Below are 16088 nucleotides of genomic sequence, written 5' to 3'. Positions count from 1 at the left end.
CCCGGGGCACCGCCCTGCGCTCAGTGCCCGGTGTCCGTGCGCCACAACACCTCGCCGTCGGCGTCCCTGATCAGCACATCGCCGTCGGCGGCGACCACCAGGACCGCGCCGCTCGCGCCCTCGGTCGGCGTGGACCACAGGGCCTCACCGGCCGCGTCGACCAGGACCAGCCGGCCGTCCTCCCAGAACTCGGCCCGGCCGGAAAGGCCCTCGGTGTAGCCCGCCGCCCAGACGATCTCCTCCCGCTCGTCGCGCACCCGCAGGTCCCCGTCCGCCTCGTAGCGCAGGCGGGCCTTGCCCGAGCTGATCACATCGCCCCGGCGCAGCACCTCGGGGGCCGACACCTCGCGGTCGACCGGCGGGGCGTCGTCCGGCGCGATCTCGCCGGCGGCGAGCCGTCGCAGCGCGCTGCGCGAGGGTGTGAAGGCGTAGACCGCGCCCTCGGTGCGGACGAACTGGCGCAGCGTCAGTGTCGTCATCTCGTCGTCCGCCGAGCCATGGACCGGGAAGGACACCTCGTCGTCCCGGCCGATCACGGCGTCCCTGCCGACCCGGCCCGGGCGTTCGGGGAAGGCGTCGGCGTCGATCCAGTTGCGCTGGACGAACTCGAACTGGGCCGACAGGTCCGACTGGTAGGAGACGAAGATCAGGCCGCGCGGGGCGTCCGGCCCGTGCTCGGGACCGCCCGTGGGATCGAACCGCTCGCCGTAGGGCACGCCCCTGCGCATGATCCGCCGGCCGTCCAGGGCGCCGGCGAGCGGGACCGGTTCCGGATCCTCGGGGCGGGCCAGCAGCCCATCGCGCGGATTGCTCTTGCGAAGGTGGGCACAGAGCGGGACGATCCGGCCGTGCTGATCATCGGCATAGGCGATGTCGTTGTCCGACTCCGTCTCCGGATCGGTGTGCGGATCGGCGTCGGGATGCTTGTTGACCGGCGCGCCCGAGCGCCAGCGGCCCATCAGCCGCGCCGCCAGCCATTCGCTGGTGGCCTCCGGCGGCACCGCCTTCCGCTCCTTGAGCCGGGCGAGTTGGTCGGAGATCTGCCCCCACCAGCCGGGCACGTCCTGGGCGAGGCGGCGCACCACATGGAACGAGCCGTCCCGCATCCACTCCGGTAGCTCGGGCGTCAGCCGATGGTCCACCGGATACCCGACGACCAACTCGCCGGCCGGGATGATCCGGGTGCCCGGCTTGCCCAGCTGGTGGTCGGGGTCGTCCGGATCGGGCTCGTCGAAGTCGGCGACGCCCGGCTGGCTGATGCCGTCCTTGAAGCCGAAGTGCTCCCGCCCCCTGAGGGAGCCGGCCAGCGTGCCGGCCGGCTGCTCGAAGGCGACGGCCAGCCCGTGCTCCTCGGCCTCGGCGCGCTCCTGGGCCAGCGCCCGCTCCAGCTCCCGCTCCCCGTCGGCGGCCAGGGTGAGCACGGCGTGCACCGGGCTGTGGTGTGCCGCGCCGAAGAGCCAGTGCTCGGGGGCGTTGACGCCGACATCGCCCAGCAGTTCGCCGCGTAGGGCCGCGCCGCGCTGGAAGGCCTCCTGGGTGGTGCCCCGGGGAACGTCCCGGTACGGCTGGCCGCCGATCAGCTCGACGATCCCGGCGTGGGTGAGGCTCACGGACCGCCAGAGCGCGTGGTGTCGCTCGGGGTCGAGCCCGGAACGGGCCTGCCGGGCGCGGCTGAAGGCGAGGTTGAACTCGGCGACCTCCCTGGTGGTGGCGATCCGGGGCACCAGCCGCTCCAGCCAGCCGCGGGCGCCGGCCTGGTCGCCGAAGGTGAGCAGCAGCAGATGGACATGGTCCTTCTTGAAGCCGGCGAGGATGTCGCCCTGGATCTCGGTGCTCCGCCGCAGCGGCAGCGCGGCCGGCTCCTCGGGCGCCGGCTGCTCGGGGATCCGGCCGGTGGCGGCCGTGGGAGGAGCGGCGGACGGGGCGGTGTCGGCGGGCTCGGACGGGTGCGGCATCGGCTCTCCGGCGGTACGGCTCGGGAACGGCGGAGGGAATTCCCCGCGCGTCCGGAAGCTACCGAGCGGGCGACCGGAATAGGCCATTCCGCGACGGGGACCACCCCTTCGGGTGGACCGCGTCGACCGGGGATGACGCCGGGCGGCACCGGTGACCGGAAACCACGGGGCGTCCGGGGTTTTCCGTCCGGCCGTCCCGGTTACTCGGTGCGCGGGTCGACCGGACCCCGGAGCAGCGGGACACGCGGCACGAAGGGGCAGCCCTTCACCGTCCGCCGGCGCCGGGGCCGGCCGCCGGCAGGCGATCCGACACCCGACCCAGGCACGCGACCAGGAAAGACGGTGAACCAGCAGATGCGTATCGCGTTTCTCACCGCGCCCGAGGGCGTCGAGCAGGTGGAGCTGACCTCGCCGTGGCAGGCGGTCGCCAGCACCGGTGAGACACCGCAGCTGATCTCCACCCGTCCCGGGGAGGTGCGGGCCTTCGACCATCTGGACAAGGCCGAAACCTTTCCCGTGGACAGCACGGTCTCCGACACCTCGCCCGAGGAGTTCGAGGCGCTGGTGCTGCCCGGCGGGGTGGCCAATCCGGACGCGCTGCGCACCGACCCGGCGGCGGTGGCCTTCGTCCGCGCGTTCTTCGAGGCGGACAAGCCGGTCGCGGCGATCTGTCACGCGCCGTGGACCATGATCGAGGCCGATGTGGTGCGCGACCGCACCCTGACCTCCTGGCCCAGCCTGCGCACCGACCTGCGGAACGCCGGCGCGACGTGGGTGGACGAGCCGGTCCAGGTCTGCCATGCCGCGCCGGGGCCGCTGGTGACCAGCCGTAAGCCGGATGACCTGCCGCAATTCAACGAGGCGATGCTGCGCGAGTTCGGCCGGGTCGCCGCCTGACCCACCGCCGACGAGCCGGAGGGCGTCATGAATCTCGGATTTCTCACCCCACTGCTGCACCAGCCGGGCCCCTGGGCCTCCGTGTACTTCAACACCTCGGAGATCGCCGAGGACGCCGTGGAACAGCTGCACCTGCAGGCGCGTGCCGCTGGCGACCAGCTGGCCGCGCAGGGCGCCGACCAGGCCACCTGCCGGGCGGTGTACGAGACACTGTCCGATCTCGACCGGGAGGAGGCGGGCCACGCCGTCTTCGCCAGCGGGGGTCGGGTCGTGCTGGACGTGCCCCTGACCGCTGCCCCGCCGTCGCCGCCGATCAGCGAATGGGCGCCGCTCCCCCGACTGGGGCCGATGCTGGACTTCGGCGAGCGCCGGCCGCCGACCCTGATCGCCACGATCGACCGGAAGGGCGCCGACGTCAGCTTCCACGGCTCGCACGGCAGAACCCACCCGGTGGACGAGGTGCGGGGCCAGGACTGGCCGATCCACCGCACCGGCAAGGCCGACTGGTCGGAGCGGCACTTCCAGCTCTCCGTCGAGAACACCTGGGAGGAGAACGCCGCGCTGATCGCCAAGGCGCTGGCGGACGACGCGGCCGCCAAGGGCGCCGAACTGCTGGTGCTGGCCGGCGACGCCAGGGAGCGTCGCGCGGTGCACGACAAGCTGCCGCAGCCGTTGCGCGCGATCACCGTGGAGACCGAGCACGGTGCCAGGGCGGCCGGATCGGACGCCGGCCTGCTCGCGGCGAGCGTCGACGACGCGCGGATCAGGACCGGCGAACGGCACACCGCCGACCTGCTGGACCGTTTCCTGGCCGGCCGGGTGGCGACCGACGAGCGTGAGGTGGACGCGGTTGAGGGCGTGCCGGCCCTGGTGGACGCGGCGCGCGAGCACCGGATCGACACCCTGCTGGTGCGTCTGGGCGGCCCGGACCTGCACCGCGACGTATGGGTCGGCGACGATCCCGACCAGCTCTCGGCGCGCCGCTCGGAGTCCAAGTACCTGGGGGATCCGTCCCCGGTGGCGGCGCGGGCCGACGACGCGCTGTTGCGTTCGGTGGCGGCGACGGACGCCGAGGTGGTGGTGCTGGTCGACGAGTCGGCCGAGCTGCCCGCCGGCGGCATGGGCGCGCTGCTGCGCTGGCCCTACCGCGACGGGGTGCCGGACGGCGGCCACCGGCCGCCCGGCTGACCGCGGAGCGGACGGGTGCCCGCGACGGGCCCGTTAGGACGGGTGCGGCGCGGGTACCCGGCAGCGCGAGCGGCACCAGGACCAGGCGGGCCCAACCCCGGGAGGCAGGCGCATGACCACCGCAGACCAGTACCTGGCCGAACTGGGACAACAGCTGAGGGTGGACTCGATCCGCGCCACCTCGGCCGCCGGTTCCGGGCATGCCACGTCGTCGATGTCGGCGGCCGATCTGATGGCCGTGCTGCTGGCCCGTCATCTGCGGTACGACTTCGACTGGCCCGAACACCCGGGCAACGACCGGCTGATCCTCTCCAAGGGCCACGCCTCGCCGCTGCTGTACGCCGCCTACCGGGCGGCCGGCGCGATCAGCGACGAGGAGCTGCTGACGTTCCGCAAGCTGGGCAGCCGGCTGGAGGGCCATCCGACGCCACGGCTGCCCTGGGTCGACGTGGCCACCGGATCGCTCGGGCAGGGACTGCCGATCGGGGTGGGCGTGGCCCTGGCCGGGGAGCGGCTGGGGGAGATGAAGTCCCGGGTGTGGGTGCTGTGCGGCGACAGCGAGCTGGCGGAGGGATCCGTCTGGGAGGCGTTCGAGCACGCCGGGTACGAGCGGCTGGCCAGCCTCACCGCGATCCTGGACATCAACCGTCTCGGCCAGCGGGGGCCGACGCGCCACGAGTGGGATCTGGACGCCTACGCCCACCGGGCGCGGGCCTTCGGCTGGCACACGGTGGAGGTGGACGGCCACGATCCGGCGGCGATCGACGCCGCCTACACCGAGGCCGAGGGGGTCAGCGACCGGCCCACGGCGATCCTGGCGCGCACCATGAAGGGGCGCGGGGTGCGGTCCGTCCAGGATCTGGAGGGCAAGCACGGCAAGCCGGTGCCCGACGAGGCGGAGGCCATCGAGGAGTTGGGCGGCCGGCGCGAGCTGCGGGTGGATGTGCGGCGCCCGCCGGCGACCACGGTGCCCCGGCCGGCCGGCGGCATCGACATCGAACTGCCGCGCTACGCGGTGGGGGACGAGGTGGCGACGCGGAACGCCTACGGCGAGGCGCTGGCGGCGCTCGGCGCGGCACTGCCCACGGTGGTGGCGCTGGACGGCGAGGTCAGCGACTCGACCAGGTCGGAGTTCTTCGCCAAGCGGCATCCGGACCGGTTCTTCGAGTTCTATATCGCGGAGCAGGAGCTGGTGGCCGGCGCCGTCGGGATGGCGGTGCGCGGCTGGCTGCCCTACGCCTCCACCTTCGCCGCGTTTCTGACCAGGGCGCACGACTTCCTGCGGATGGCGACGGTGAGCGGCGCGGACATCTGTCTGTCCGGTTCGCACGCCGGCGTGGCGATCGGCGAGGACGGCCCGTCCCAGATGGGCCTTGAGGATCTGGCGATGTTCCGTTCGCTGCACGACTCCACCGTGCTCTACCCGTGCGACGCCAACCAGACCGCCCAGCTCGTCGCCGAGATGGCCGAGGAGAGCGGGCTGCGCTATCTGCGCACCTCGCGCGGTGCCGATCCGGTGATCTACGACGCGGACGAACGTTTCCCGGTGGGCGGCAGCAAGCTGCTGCGCTCCTCGCCCGACGACCGGCTGACGGTGGTGGCGGCCGGGGTGACCGTGCACGAGGCGCTGCGCGCGGCCGACGAGTTGGCGGCCGAGGGCGTGCCGGTCGCGGTGATCGATCTGTACTCGGTCAAGCCGGTGGACGCGGCGGCGCTCCGCGAGGCCGCCGAGCGCACCGGCTGTCTGCTGACGGTGGAGGACCACCGGCCGGCCGGTGGTCTGGGCGACGCGGTGCTGGACGCGTTCCGGGACGGTCGCGAGGTGCCCAGGCTGGTGCGGCTGGCCGTCGAGACACTGCCGGGCTCGGCCACTCCCGAGGAGCAGCTGCGGGCCGCCGGGATCGACAGCGGTGCCATCGCGACGGCCGCGCGCCGCTATCTGGCCGGCTACGGCGCCTGACGCGCCGGGGGCCGGGCGGCGAGCAACTGTTCGGCGGTCTCGATGAGTTCGGGCATCCTGGCCAGGGTCGACCGGGCGCGGTGCCGCAGGTCGGCCGGGGTGCGCAGGCCGAGGTCGGCCAGCAGCCCGGTGAAGGCGGGGGTGTGCCGGTCGCGTTCGGCCGGGGTGGCGTCGGCGTCCAGGATGATGTGGCACCGGGCGGCCGTGGCCAGCAGCCAGAACACCACCTCCCGGTGGTGGCCGGCGCGGATCAGCCGCAGCGTCCCGTCGATGGCGACGGGCCGCGCGTCCCGGGTGATATCGGAGCTGAAGGGGTAGGGGGTGCGGGCCAGGGCCGCGGTCGCGTCGAAGGTCTCGGCCAGCGCGTGGAGATGGTGCTCGGCCCGCTCGGCCGTCAACTCGGCGCAGCCCAGCGGGTCGAGCAGCGCCGGGTAGGCGTGTGCGAGACCGTGTTCGGCGAGCAGTTCCCTGGTGCGCAGATAGCGCAGCCGGACGGTGGGGTTGCGCAGCCCGGCGACCAGCAGCACATGGGTGGTGACGCCGGTGGGGAAGAGCCAGCCCATGACCTGCCGGGGCCAGGGCGCCGAGGGGTCGAGGCCGGCGAGCCCCCGCTCCACCCGGGTGCGCGCCTCCCCGTAGCGGCGCCGCACCCAGGCGGGCTCGGCGAAGCGGGCCGCGACGTCGCGACGGAGCCTGCCGAGGTGTCCGGTGGGGTCGGCGATCACGGTGTCGGTGCGGAACGGGCCGGCCAGATGGTAGGCGGACAGCACGGCCTCGGGCGAGGCGAGCGCGGACCAGGGCACCGGGCTGATCTCGATCAGGGCGCCCCGATGGCGGAACTTGCCGGGCTTGGCCGGCGGTTCGGGGAGGGTCGTCACCACCATCACATCGGTGTCCGAGCCCAGCGGCACCTCGGCCTCGTCGGGCAGGCCGACGGTGGAGCCGCTGAAGTAGGCGCCGGCGAACCAGCTCTCCCCAGCGGCCCGCGTCGCCACCCAGTGCCGAGCCGCCGCCCGCGCCTCCCCGACTCTCATGCCCCCATGATGGGGGCTCAGTGCTCCTCGTCGAAACGAGCCGCGGCCAGGTAGTCCGGCTTGGGGTCGAGCGCGGCGGCCAACCGGAAGTGGCGCAGCGCCTCGTCCCCGCGCGCCGCGCGCTGGAGCGTGCGCGCCAGCGCGAAGTGTGCGTAGGCGTTGTCCGGCTCGCGCTCCAGGATCAGCTGGAACTCCAGCTCGGCATTGCGCAGTTGGGCGCCGAGGAAGAAGGCGCGGGCGCGCAGCAGCCGGGCGGAGGTGTTCTCCGGGTAGGCGCTGATCAGCGGGTCGAGCAGCTTGAGCGCGCCACGCGGGTCGTTCGCGTCGAGCAGCTGCTCGGCGGCGCGGTAGGCGATGACATGGGTGGCGGGTGAGGTGTCGGACACAGGCCCTCCTCCTGGCTGATGACGGCGGGGCGGGCGACGTCGGCCCCCGGGGAGCTCCCTGGGGCGAACGCGGCGTGTGTGCCAGGTATTCCCCGCCGGGCCGGGGCGGGGTGCGGCGGGCGGGGGCCCCTCGGCCGAGAGCGAGACAGGCGCTACGCTGAGCGATCGTGGCAGAGAACGAGCCCCTCCCCCGCCGTCGCCGTCTGTTGATCCTCGCCATCTGCTGCATGAGTCTGCTCATCGTCAGTCTGGATGTGACGGCGCTCAATGTGGCGCTGCCCGAGCTGGGGCGCGAGCTGGACGCGGATGTCTCGGGGCTGCAGTGGACGATCGACGTCTACACCGTGGTGCTGGCGTCCTTTCTGATGCTCTCCGGGTCGATGGCCGACCGGGTGGGGCGACGCCGGGTGTTCCGGGTGGGCCTCGTGGTCTTCACCAGCGGTTCGGTGCTGTGCGCGCTGGCCCCCGGGCTCGGCTGGCTGATCGCGTTCCGGGCGGCGCAGGCGATCGGCGGCTCGATGCTGAATCCGGTGGCGATGTCGATCATCACCAACACCTTCACCGACCGGCGGGAGCTGGCGAGGGCGATCGGCGCCTGGGGCGGGGTGGTGGGGCTCTCGATGGCGATCGGGCCGATCGTGGGCGGGGCACTGGTGCACTCCTTCGGGTGGCGGGCGATCTTCTGGCTCAATCTGCCGATCGGGCTGGCCGCGCTGATCCTGACCACCCGCTTCGTCCCCGAGTCGCGCGCCCCCAGGCCCCGGCGGCTGGACCCGGTGGGTCAGCTGCTGGTCATCGTGCTGCTCGGCTCGCTGACCTTCGGCATCATCGAGGGTGGCCGCAGCGGCTGGGCGTCTCCCCTGCTGGTCGGCGGTCTGGTGATCGCGGCGGCCGCGCTGGCCGGGCTGGTGTGGTACGAGCCGCGCCGTCGGGAGCCGCTGGTGGAGTTGGACTTCTTCCGCAGCGTGCCGTTCAGCGGGGCGTTTGTGATCGCCATCGCCGCGTTCGCCGCGCTGGCGGGGTTCCTCTTTCTCAACACCCTCTACCTGCAGGACGAACGGGGGCTCTCGCCGTTGGAGGCGGGGCTCTGTCTGCTGCCGATGGCCGGCGTCACGCTGATTTTCTCGCCGCTGTCGGGGCAGTTGGTCGGCTGGATCGGCCCCCGGGGGCCGTTGGTGGTGGCGGGGGTGGCGATCGCCTTCAGCGGGGTGCTGCTGTCCGAAATCGATGCCGACACCCCGCTGGCGTTGTTGTTCACCGGCTATGTGGTCTTCGGGATCGGCTTCGGTCTGGTGAACGCGCCCATCACCCATACGGCGGTGACGGGGATGCCGCGTTCCCAGGCGGGGGTCGCCGCCGGGATCGCGTCGACCGGTCGGCAGGTGGGCTCGGCGTTGGGCGTGGCGGTGGTGGGCACCGTGCTGGCTGCGGGGTCGCGGACGGCGGGCTGGTGGGTGATCGGCGGCTGCGGCGGGCTGGTGCTGCTGCTGGGCGCGGCCACCACGGGGGCCCGCGCCCGCCGCACCACCGAGCGCGCCTGCGCGAAGTTCCCCGAGGGGGATCGGCCCGGGTAGTCCCGGCCCCCGGCCGCCTCCGCGCGGTCGTTCAGCGCGCCTCGGCCTCCCTGGCGACGCGCTCAAGGCGCTCGCGGTAGGCGGCCCACCAGTCGGCGTCGACCGGCGGCAGGTTGTCGTTGCCCGCCTGGAGGCCGGCCGCTCCGTCTATCCCCTCGCGGAGGATGTCGGCGTGCCCGGCGTGCCGTTGGAGATCGGCGATCACATGGACCAGGATCTGGTGGAGCGTCACCTCGCGGCGTGCCTCGGCCCACCAGGGCACCCGCCCGACCGCGTCCAGCGGCAGCGCGGCGATGGTGGCGTCCGCGTGGGCCCAGGCCGTGTGGGCGAGGGCGAGGATATCGGCGCGCGACTCCTCCGCCGTGGCCCACATGTCGTGGTTGGGCTCGCCCTCGGCCCCCACCCAGGCCGGCGCGTCCGGGCAGGGGCGGCCGAAGACCTGCCCGAAGTAGTCGAGTTCGACGCCGGCGGCGTGTTTGAGCAGCCCCAGCAGATTGCTGCCGGTGGCGGTGTGCGGCCGTCTGGCGTCGTACTCGCCGAGCCCTTCGAGCTTCCACACCAGCGCGTCGCGGGCGCTCCGGAGATATCGCTGAAGGTCGGCCTTGGCCTTGCTCTCGTCCATGCCCGGAAGTCTCGCACCCGCCACTGACAACGCCGGGCTCAGCCGGTGAGCGGCGCCGTGGTACCGCGCGGGACGAACCGGGCGGCGGGCGACCAGCGGGGCGTCACCGGGCGTCCGTCGATCAGTTCGAGCACCGATTCGGCGACCGAGACGCCGAACTGGTGCACGTCCACGCTCATGGTGGAGAGCGCGGGCGAGGCCAGACGGCACATCGTGGAGTCGTCCCAGGCCAACAGCGAGAGCTGCGAGGGCACTTCGATCCCGGCCGCCTTGGCGGCGCCGAGACCGGCGACGGCCATCACATCGTTGTCGTAGATGATCGCGGTCGGCCGTTCCTGACGTCGCAGCAGCTGCTCGGTCAGCTCGACGCCGGCCTCCGCCGAGTAGTCGCCCTCCAGCAGCACCGGCTCGATGCCCGCCGCCCGACAGCCGTCGGTCAGCGCCGCCGTGCGCGCCCTGGTGTGGACCAGGGCGCCCGGCCCGGTGACCCGGGCGATCCGCCGGTGGCCCAGCTCCAGCAGCCGGGCCAGGGCCTCCCGCACCGGGCCCGTGCTGTCGGTGACAACGGCCGGGGTGTCGGGGCCGCCGTCCCAGGCGCCCGCCATGATGGCGGGCAGCCCGAGTCCGGCGAGCACATCGGGGCGCCGGTCGCCGACGGTCAGGTTGACCACGACGACCGCCTCGACGAGATCGCGCTCCGCCCACCGCCGGTGGGTGGCGATCTCCTCGTCATGGGTGGCGACGACATGGAGCAGCACCGAGAGGCGACGCTCGGCCAGCGTCTCCTCGATGCCGGCGATGAACTCCATGAAGAACGGCTCGACCCCGAGCAGTCTCGCCGGCCTGGCCAGGACCAGGCCGACGGCCTCTGAACGGCCCACTCAGCCCTGCACCGCCGCGTGCAGGGAGTTGACACCGCGCAGCACCAGCGGCCCGGTCAACTCGGCGGGATCGACCTCGGCGTCGGTCCGCACCGTGAAGGTGTGGCTCTCGCCGGCGAGCAACGTCACCAGCGCGTCGTCCACCACGGCGTCGGGGGCGACCCGGTCGGCGAGCAGGGTGATGTCCCTGGCGAAGGCCCCGGCCCGCACCTCGACCTGGTATCCACCGGGCACGGGGGTCACGGTGGCGGTAAGCGCCTCGGGGTCGTAGGCCAGATCGCGGTCCTCCTCGAACAGATGGAAGCCCCTGATCTCCTCCGCGGTCGCCACCAGTACCTCCCGTCGTGCGTCAGCGGGCTTCAACAGGGCGTCGGCCAGCTCGATCTCGGCGTTCGAGCGGGCGGCGACGCCGAGGGGAATGGTAGCGGCCTCGCGCACCTCGCCGTCGAACGCAACACGCTCCAGCCGGAGTTCGCCCTCCCACCGCTCGTCGGTGTCGTTCACGGCGACCAACACCGTGCGCTCCCCGCGAGGTTGGACGGTGAGCAGCCTCGGCGCGTAGGCGTTCCTGAGGCCGTACCAGAGCGGCTTGACGCGCTCGTCGCCGTCCACGGCGGCCCAGGAGGTGACCGGCCAGCAGTCGTTGAGCTGCCAGACCAGCGAACCGGCGGTGCGCGGCCAGTGGGAGCGGAAGTGCTCGATGCCGAAGGCCACCGCGCGGGCCTGGTTGAGGGAGGTGGCCCAGTGCCAGTCCTCGAAGGTGTCGGTGTCCGGCAGGTGCGGGGCCATGCCCCGGTCCAGCTTGCCGTTGCCGTCGTCGGCCTTCTGGTGGAGCAGGAACCCGGGCGAGGTGGCGGTGAGCGGCCGTTCGGTGATCCAGTCGGTGAGGGTGGCCCAGGTGGGCGGGCCCTGGAAGCCGAACTCGGAGCAGAACCTGGGGGTGTGGTCCCGGTAGGTGGTGTAGTCCACCCGGTTCCACACCTCCCACTCGTGGCGGGTGCCGTGGTCCTGGTCGTTGGGGTGCAGTTCGGTGGGCGCGTAGCCGGGGCTCATCGGGCTGCCCGCCGAGTAGGCGCGGGTGGGGTCGAGTTCGGCGAGCACCCGGGGGAAGAGGTCGTTGTAGTAGCCCAGGCCCCAGGTGCGGCCCCGCAGCTCCTCCTGCCACCCCCAGTCCATATAGCCCCAGAGGTTCTCGTTGCCGCCGTTCCACACCGCGAGCGAGGCGTGCGGGGTGAGCCGGGCGACGTTCTCCCTGGCCTCGGCCTCGAACTCGTCCCAGAGTTCCGGCTCTTCGGCGTAGGTGGAGCAGGCCAGCGGGAAGTCCTGCCAGACCAGGACGCCGCGCTCGTCGCAGACGTCGTAGAAGTCCTCGGTCTCGTAGATGCCGCCGCCCCAGATGCGCAGCATGTTCATGTGCGCGCCCACGGCCTGGTCCACCCGGCGCTCAAGGCGCTCGCGGGTGATCCGGGTCAGGAAGTGGTCGTCCGGGATCCAGTTGGCGCCCTTGGCGAAGATCCGCTTGCCGTTGACCACGAAGGTGAACGGGGTGCCCTGCTCGTCCGGGGTGGTGTCCAGGGTGATGGTGCGGAAGCCGACGCGGCGCTCGTAGGAGTCCAGGGACTCGTCGCCGGCGGTCAGGGCGACCGTCAGCTCGTACAGCGGCTGTTCGCCGTAGCCGGCCGGCCACCAGAGCGCGACGTCGGGGATCTCGACGGTCGCGGTGGCGGTGGCGGCGTCGGCCGGCACCGTGACGTCGACGGTGCGGCCGGCGACGGTGGCGGTCAGGGTCAGCTCCGCCGGGGCGCCCAGCCCCGACCGCTCGATGTCCGCGTGCACCTCGACCCGGCCCACGCCCCGGTCGTCGACGGTGACCAGCGGACGGACCCGGGCCAACCTGGCGGTGCGCCAGCGCTCCAGGCGCACCGGCTTCCAGATGCCGGCGGTCTGCAGGTCGGGGCCCCAGTCCCAGCCGAAGCTGCAGGCCATCTTGCGGACGGCGTTGAACGGGTGCGGGTAGACGTGCGGGCGCGGGCCGAGGCGCTGCTCGGCCTCCTCGGCGTAGGCGAGGGCGGAGCGGAAGGTGACCACCAGCTCGGCCGGGCCGCCGTCGAGCAGTTCGCGTACGTCGAAGCGGTAGCCGCGGAACATGTTGGCCGTGGAGCCCAGTTCGTGTCCGCCCCAGGCGATGGTGGCCACGGTGTCAAGACCGTCGAAGACCAGATCCACCCGCTCGTCGGCCGCCGCCGCCTCGGCGTGCACGGTGGTGGCATAGCGCCAGTCGGTGCGGTGCGCCCAGACCAGGTCCTCCTCGACGCGGTCGAGGTAGGGGTTCTCGATCAGTCCCGCGGTCAGCAGGTCGGTGTGCGCGCTGCCCGGCACCTGGGCCGGCACCGTGCGGTCGGCGATGTGGTCCGGCACCGGACCGGCGATCGCCTTGAGATGCCAACCATCGTGCAGGGCATGGCGGATCATCGTGATTACTCCCCAGAGATTACCGGCTTACGACCTCATGATTGTTATGCCGCCGAATTAAGTAAGTCAACAGACAACTTCCCTCTCGCAGGCCCCAGCTGGGCTTTTGTCACAGGTGGTAGGCGTGTCACCCATCAGAGGGCCACGGACGTGAGTGACCCAGGTCACATATTGAAACGTAAGAGGACCAAGGGGCCCGTCACGAAAGGTGACATGACCCCGGTCCCGGGCCGCCCCTCGCCGCGCGTGGCGGAAGGGGCGGCCCGGTGCCGCTCAGGGCTGTTCGGCCCTCGGCCCCGCGCCCTGCAGGGGGACGGAGACGGGCCGGTCGAACTCGTACCAGGAGCCGCTGGCATGGTCGTAGCCACGCCCCAGGTCCTGGCTGGTGATGGCGCCCGGCGAGTCCGCCAACGAGCGCCCGCGCTCGTCGGGGTTGGGCGCCGCCTTGGCCAACAGCTTGGTGTAGGAGTGCCTCGGGTTGAGGATGACCTCGTCCGAGGGACCGCGCTCCACCACCCGCCCCCGGTACATCACCAGGATCTCGTCGGAGAAGTGCCGGGCGGTGGCCAGGTCATGGGTGATGTAGAGCACCGCCAGGTTGTCCTCCCGCTGCAGCCTGGCCAGCAGGTTGAGCACGCCGAGCCGGATCGAGACGTCCAGCATGGACACCGGCTCGTCCGCGATCACCACCTGCGCCCCCGGGGCCAACGCCCGCGCGATGGCGACGCGTTGCCGCTGGCCACCGGACAGCTCGTGCGGCCGGCGGGGCGCCATCTCGGACGCCGGGGTCAGGTTGACCCGTTCCAGCAGCTGCTCGACCTGTCGCCTGGTCTCCTCCCGCCCCCTGGCCTTGCCGTGCAGCCGCAGCGGACGCGCCAGATGGTGCTCGATGCTGTGGAACGGGTTCAGCGAGGCGAACGGGTCCTGGAAGACCATCTGCACATGGTCGCGGTAGTCGCGGTCGCGGACCGGACTGCCGTCGTCCTGGGTGGCGATGATCCGTCCGCCGGTGGGTCGCTCCAACCGGGCGATGGTCTTGGCCACCGTCGACTTGCCCGACCCCGACTCCCCCACCAGGGCCACGGTGCGCCCGGGGGTGAGGGTGAAGGAGACATGGTTCACCGCGCGCAGCGTGGACCGCCGCAGTCCTGAACGGATCGGGTAGTCCTTGACCAGGTCGCGGACCTCAAGTGCGGTCATGGCTGCGCCCTTTCGTTCGCGTCGTTCCCGCTCGCCACCGCCGGGCCGTCCCCGTGGGCGGACGCGCCGCTGCGGATGAAGGAGCCCCGCTCGCCCGTCAGGCTCGGGAAGGATTCGAGCAGTTGACGGGTGTAGGCGTGCCGTGGCCGCTCGTAGATCTCCTCGGCCGGCCCGTACTCGACGATCTCCCCGGCGCGCATCACCGCGATGCGGTCGGTGAGTTCGAGGAGCAACGGCAGGTCGTGGGTGATGAAGACGACCGCGAAGCCCAGCTCGTCACGGAGCCTGATGATCTCCCGCAGGATGCCGCGCTGTACCACCACGTCCAGCGCGGTGGTGGGCTCGTCCATGATCATCACCTGCGGGTCCAGCAGCATCGCCATCGCGATCATGACCCGCTGCCGCATTCCGCCGGAGAGCTCGTGCGGGAAGGAGTCGAGCCGCTGGGGATCGACGCCCACCAGGGTGAGCACCTCGGCGCACCTGGCCCGCCTGGCCTCCTTGGACATCTCGGGACGGTGCGTGGTGAGCACGTCGTCCAGCTGCTCGTGGATGGAGATCACCGGGTTGAGCGAGTTCATCGCGCCCTGGAACACCATCGAGAGCTTGGACCAGCGGAAGACCCGCAGCTCCTCGTTCTGCAGCGAGAGCAGATCGATGTCCTGGCCCGACCTGTCGTGGAAGGTGACGGTGCCATCGGTGACCTCGGCCGGGGGCCGGTGCAGCCGGTTGATGGCATAGGCCAGGGTGGTCTTGCCACAGCCCGACTCGCCGGCCAGGCCCAGGATCTCCCCCCTGGTCAGGGTGAGCGAGACATCCTTGACCGCGTGGACCGGGCGGTCCGTCTGGTAGACCACGTTGAGGCCGCGCACGGTGAGCACCGGCTCGCCATGTGCGTCGGCGGGCGCCTCCTCGGGCTCGGCGTCCCGCTTGACGACCGATTCGGCGACGTCTCCGACCGCCTTGACCTTGCGGGCGATCCGCAGCTTCGGGTTGATGATCTCGTCGATGCTGAAGTTGATCAGCGCAAGACCACAGCCGAACAGTGCGATCAACAGCCCGGGCGGCACGAACCACCACCAGGCCTCGTACTGCAGCGCGAAGCCGTTCTGGGCGTAGTAGAGCATGGTGCCCAGCGTGTGGCTGTTGGAGGCGCCCAGGCCGAGGAAGGAGAGGCCCGCCTCGGCCAGGATGGCCGCGATCACCGCGAAGACGAACTGCGAGGCCAGCAGCGGCAGCAGGTTCGGCAGGATCTCGACGGAGACGATCCGCCAGCGGCGCTCGCCGGCGACTCGGGCCGCGGCCACATAGTCACGGTTGCGCAGTGACAGCGTCTGGGCACGCAGCACCCGGGCCGCCGCCGCCCAGCCGGTGACCGCGAGCACCAGCGCGACGGTCCACCAGCCTCGGTCCTCCGCCGGCACGAAGCCGGCGATGACGATCACCAGCGGCAGTCCCGGAATCACCAGCATCACGTTGCTGAAGAGGGAGAATCCCTCGTCCACGATGCCGCCGACATAGCCGCCGATGATGCCGAAGACGGCGGAGAGCAGGGTGGCCAGCACCCCCACCAGGAGGCCGATCTGCAGCGATCCCCGGGTGGAGTGCGTCAGTTGGGCCAGCACGTCCTGACCGGTCTGGGTGGTACCCAGCCAGTACTCGCCGCTGGGCGGCTGCTGACCGATGGGGTTGATGGCGTTGGGGTTCGGGAAGAACGCCGGGCCGACGATGCCGAACAGGGCGATGCCGAGCACCAGGAAGAGTCCCACGCCGAGCCGGGCCGACCAGCTCGGCAGCAGGGCTCGCAGACCGCTCTTGGCACGTCGCGGTGCCGCGGCGATCGGATCGGGGGTGCTCCCGGTGAGCGGCGCGCTCTCTTCGGCGCCGCCGGGGAGCGGGCTGAGTTGGGTCACGATGCC

Annotated in this window: 12 protein-coding genes; 4 read left to right on the top strand and 8 right to left on the bottom strand. The window is 72.2% G+C overall.

What is annotated here, in order from left to right; translation table 11 throughout:
* Positions 1 to 20: 20 nt before the first annotated feature.
* Positions 21 to 1955 (bottom strand): Dyp-type peroxidase, encoded by a 1935-nt coding sequence (locus AOM46_RS18705; RefSeq protein WP_078856952.1) that lies wholly within the window; start codon positions 1953 to 1955, stop codon positions 21 to 23.
* A gap of 354 nt (positions 1956 to 2309) precedes the next feature.
* Between AOM46_RS18705 and AOM46_RS18700 the strand changes: the two genes are divergently transcribed.
* From AOM46_RS18700 to AOM46_RS18690, 3 genes are all read left to right on the top strand, one after another.
* Complete coding sequence (locus AOM46_RS18700) at positions 2310 to 2852, top strand: type 1 glutamine amidotransferase domain-containing protein (RefSeq protein WP_062213775.1); 543 nt, start codon at positions 2310 to 2312, stop codon at positions 2850 to 2852.
* Positions 2853 to 2879: 27 nt separating this feature from the next.
* Entirely contained in the window at positions 2880 to 4040 is a 1161-nt protein-coding gene (locus tag AOM46_RS18695; protein WP_062213389.1) for a Vms1/Ankzf1 family peptidyl-tRNA hydrolase, read from the top strand.
* A 112-nt stretch (positions 4041 to 4152) separates the two neighbouring features.
* The gene (locus AOM46_RS18690; protein WP_062213387.1) at positions 4153 to 6000 is read left to right on the top strand and encodes a transketolase; all 1848 of its coding nucleotides are present in this window, start codon (positions 4153 to 4155) and stop codon (positions 5998 to 6000) included.
* Here AOM46_RS18690 and AOM46_RS18685 read toward each other — a convergent pair.
* Positions 5988 to 7034 (bottom strand): hypothetical protein, encoded by a 1047-nt coding sequence (locus tag AOM46_RS18685; RefSeq protein ID WP_062213385.1) that lies wholly within the window; start codon positions 7032 to 7034, stop codon positions 5988 to 5990. The two genes, AOM46_RS18690 and AOM46_RS18685, sit on opposite strands and share 13 nt — an antisense overlap.
* 17 nt (positions 7035 to 7051) lie before the next feature.
* Complete coding sequence (locus tag AOM46_RS18680; RefSeq protein WP_062213383.1) at positions 7052 to 7420, bottom strand: tetratricopeptide repeat protein; 369 nt, start codon at positions 7418 to 7420, stop codon at positions 7052 to 7054.
* Between the two features lie 227 nt (positions 7421 to 7647).
* Between AOM46_RS18680 and AOM46_RS18675 the strand changes: the two genes are divergently transcribed.
* Positions 7648 to 8994 carry an MFS transporter gene (locus AOM46_RS18675; RefSeq protein WP_062213774.1) on the top strand — a complete coding sequence of 449 codons (1347 nt, stop codon included), beginning with the start codon at positions 7648 to 7650 and terminating at the stop codon, positions 8992 to 8994.
* A 31-nt stretch (positions 8995 to 9025) separates the two neighbouring features.
* On the opposite strand, the gene AOM46_RS18670 is transcribed toward AOM46_RS18675, so the two are convergent.
* The 5 genes from AOM46_RS18670 to AOM46_RS36105 form a co-directional block, all read right to left on the bottom strand.
* Entirely contained in the window at positions 9026 to 9616 is a 591-nt protein-coding gene (locus tag AOM46_RS18670) for a DinB family protein (protein WP_062213381.1), read from the bottom strand.
* A 38-nt stretch (positions 9617 to 9654) separates the two neighbouring features.
* The gene (locus AOM46_RS18665; protein ID WP_062213379.1) at positions 9655 to 10497 is read right to left on the bottom strand and encodes a LacI family DNA-binding transcriptional regulator; all 843 of its coding nucleotides are present in this window, start codon (positions 10495 to 10497) and stop codon (positions 9655 to 9657) included.
* Positions 10498 to 12969 carry a glycoside hydrolase family 2 protein gene (locus AOM46_RS18660; RefSeq protein ID WP_062213377.1) on the bottom strand — a complete coding sequence of 824 codons (2472 nt, stop codon included), beginning with the start codon at positions 12967 to 12969 and terminating at the stop codon, positions 10498 to 10500.
* Positions 12970 to 13242: 273 nt separating this feature from the next.
* Entirely contained in the window at positions 13243 to 14169 is a 927-nt protein-coding gene (locus AOM46_RS18655) for an ABC transporter ATP-binding protein (protein WP_078856951.1), read from the bottom strand.
* Positions 14166 to 16082, bottom strand: coding sequence for a dipeptide/oligopeptide/nickel ABC transporter permease/ATP-binding protein (locus AOM46_RS36105; RefSeq protein WP_370592740.1), 1917 nt, complete (start codon positions 16080 to 16082; stop codon positions 14166 to 14168). The genes AOM46_RS18655 and AOM46_RS36105 overlap by 4 nt, the downstream gene beginning before the upstream one ends.
* Positions 16083 to 16088: the final 6 nt, after the last annotated feature.

The organism is Streptomyces sp. NBRC 109706, assembly GCF_000974485.1.
In the GTDB taxonomy this organism is placed as follows: domain Bacteria; phylum Actinomycetota; class Actinomycetes; order Streptomycetales; family Streptomycetaceae; genus Streptomyces.
The sequence above is the reverse complement of the archived record's forward strand: the minus strand, read 5'-3'. Positions and strand labels throughout refer to the sequence as shown.

Excerpts from the sequence above, each read along its gene's own strand:
- AOM46_RS18705 (WP_078856952.1), bottom strand. The coding sequence starts at position 1,955 with ATGCCGCACCCGTCCGAGCCCGCCGACACCGCCCCGTCCGCCGCTCCT.
- AOM46_RS18695 (WP_062213389.1), top strand. The coding sequence starts at position 2,880 with ATGAATCTCGGATTTCTCACCCCACTGCTGCACCAGCCGGGCCCCTGG.
- AOM46_RS18660 (WP_062213377.1), bottom strand. The coding sequence starts at position 12,969 with ATGATCCGCCATGCCCTGCACGATGGTTGGCATCTCAAGGCGATCGCC.
- AOM46_RS18700 (WP_062213775.1), top strand. The coding sequence starts at position 2,310 with ATGCGTATCGCGTTTCTCACCGCGCCCGAGGGCGTCGAGCAGGTGGAG.
- AOM46_RS18655 (WP_078856951.1), bottom strand. The coding sequence starts at position 14,169 with ATGACCGCACTTGAGGTCCGCGACCTGGTCAAGGACTACCCGATCCGT.
- AOM46_RS18675 (WP_062213774.1), top strand. The coding sequence starts at position 7,648 with ATGAGTCTGCTCATCGTCAGTCTGGATGTGACGGCGCTCAATGTGGCG.
- AOM46_RS18685 (WP_062213385.1), bottom strand. The coding sequence starts at position 7,034 with ATGAGAGTCGGGGAGGCGCGGGCGGCGGCTCGGCACTGGGTGGCGACG.
- AOM46_RS18690 (WP_062213387.1), top strand. The coding sequence starts at position 4,153 with ATGACCACCGCAGACCAGTACCTGGCCGAACTGGGACAACAGCTGAGG.
- AOM46_RS18670 (WP_062213381.1), bottom strand. The coding sequence starts at position 9,616 with ATGGACGAGAGCAAGGCCAAGGCCGACCTTCAGCGATATCTCCGGAGC.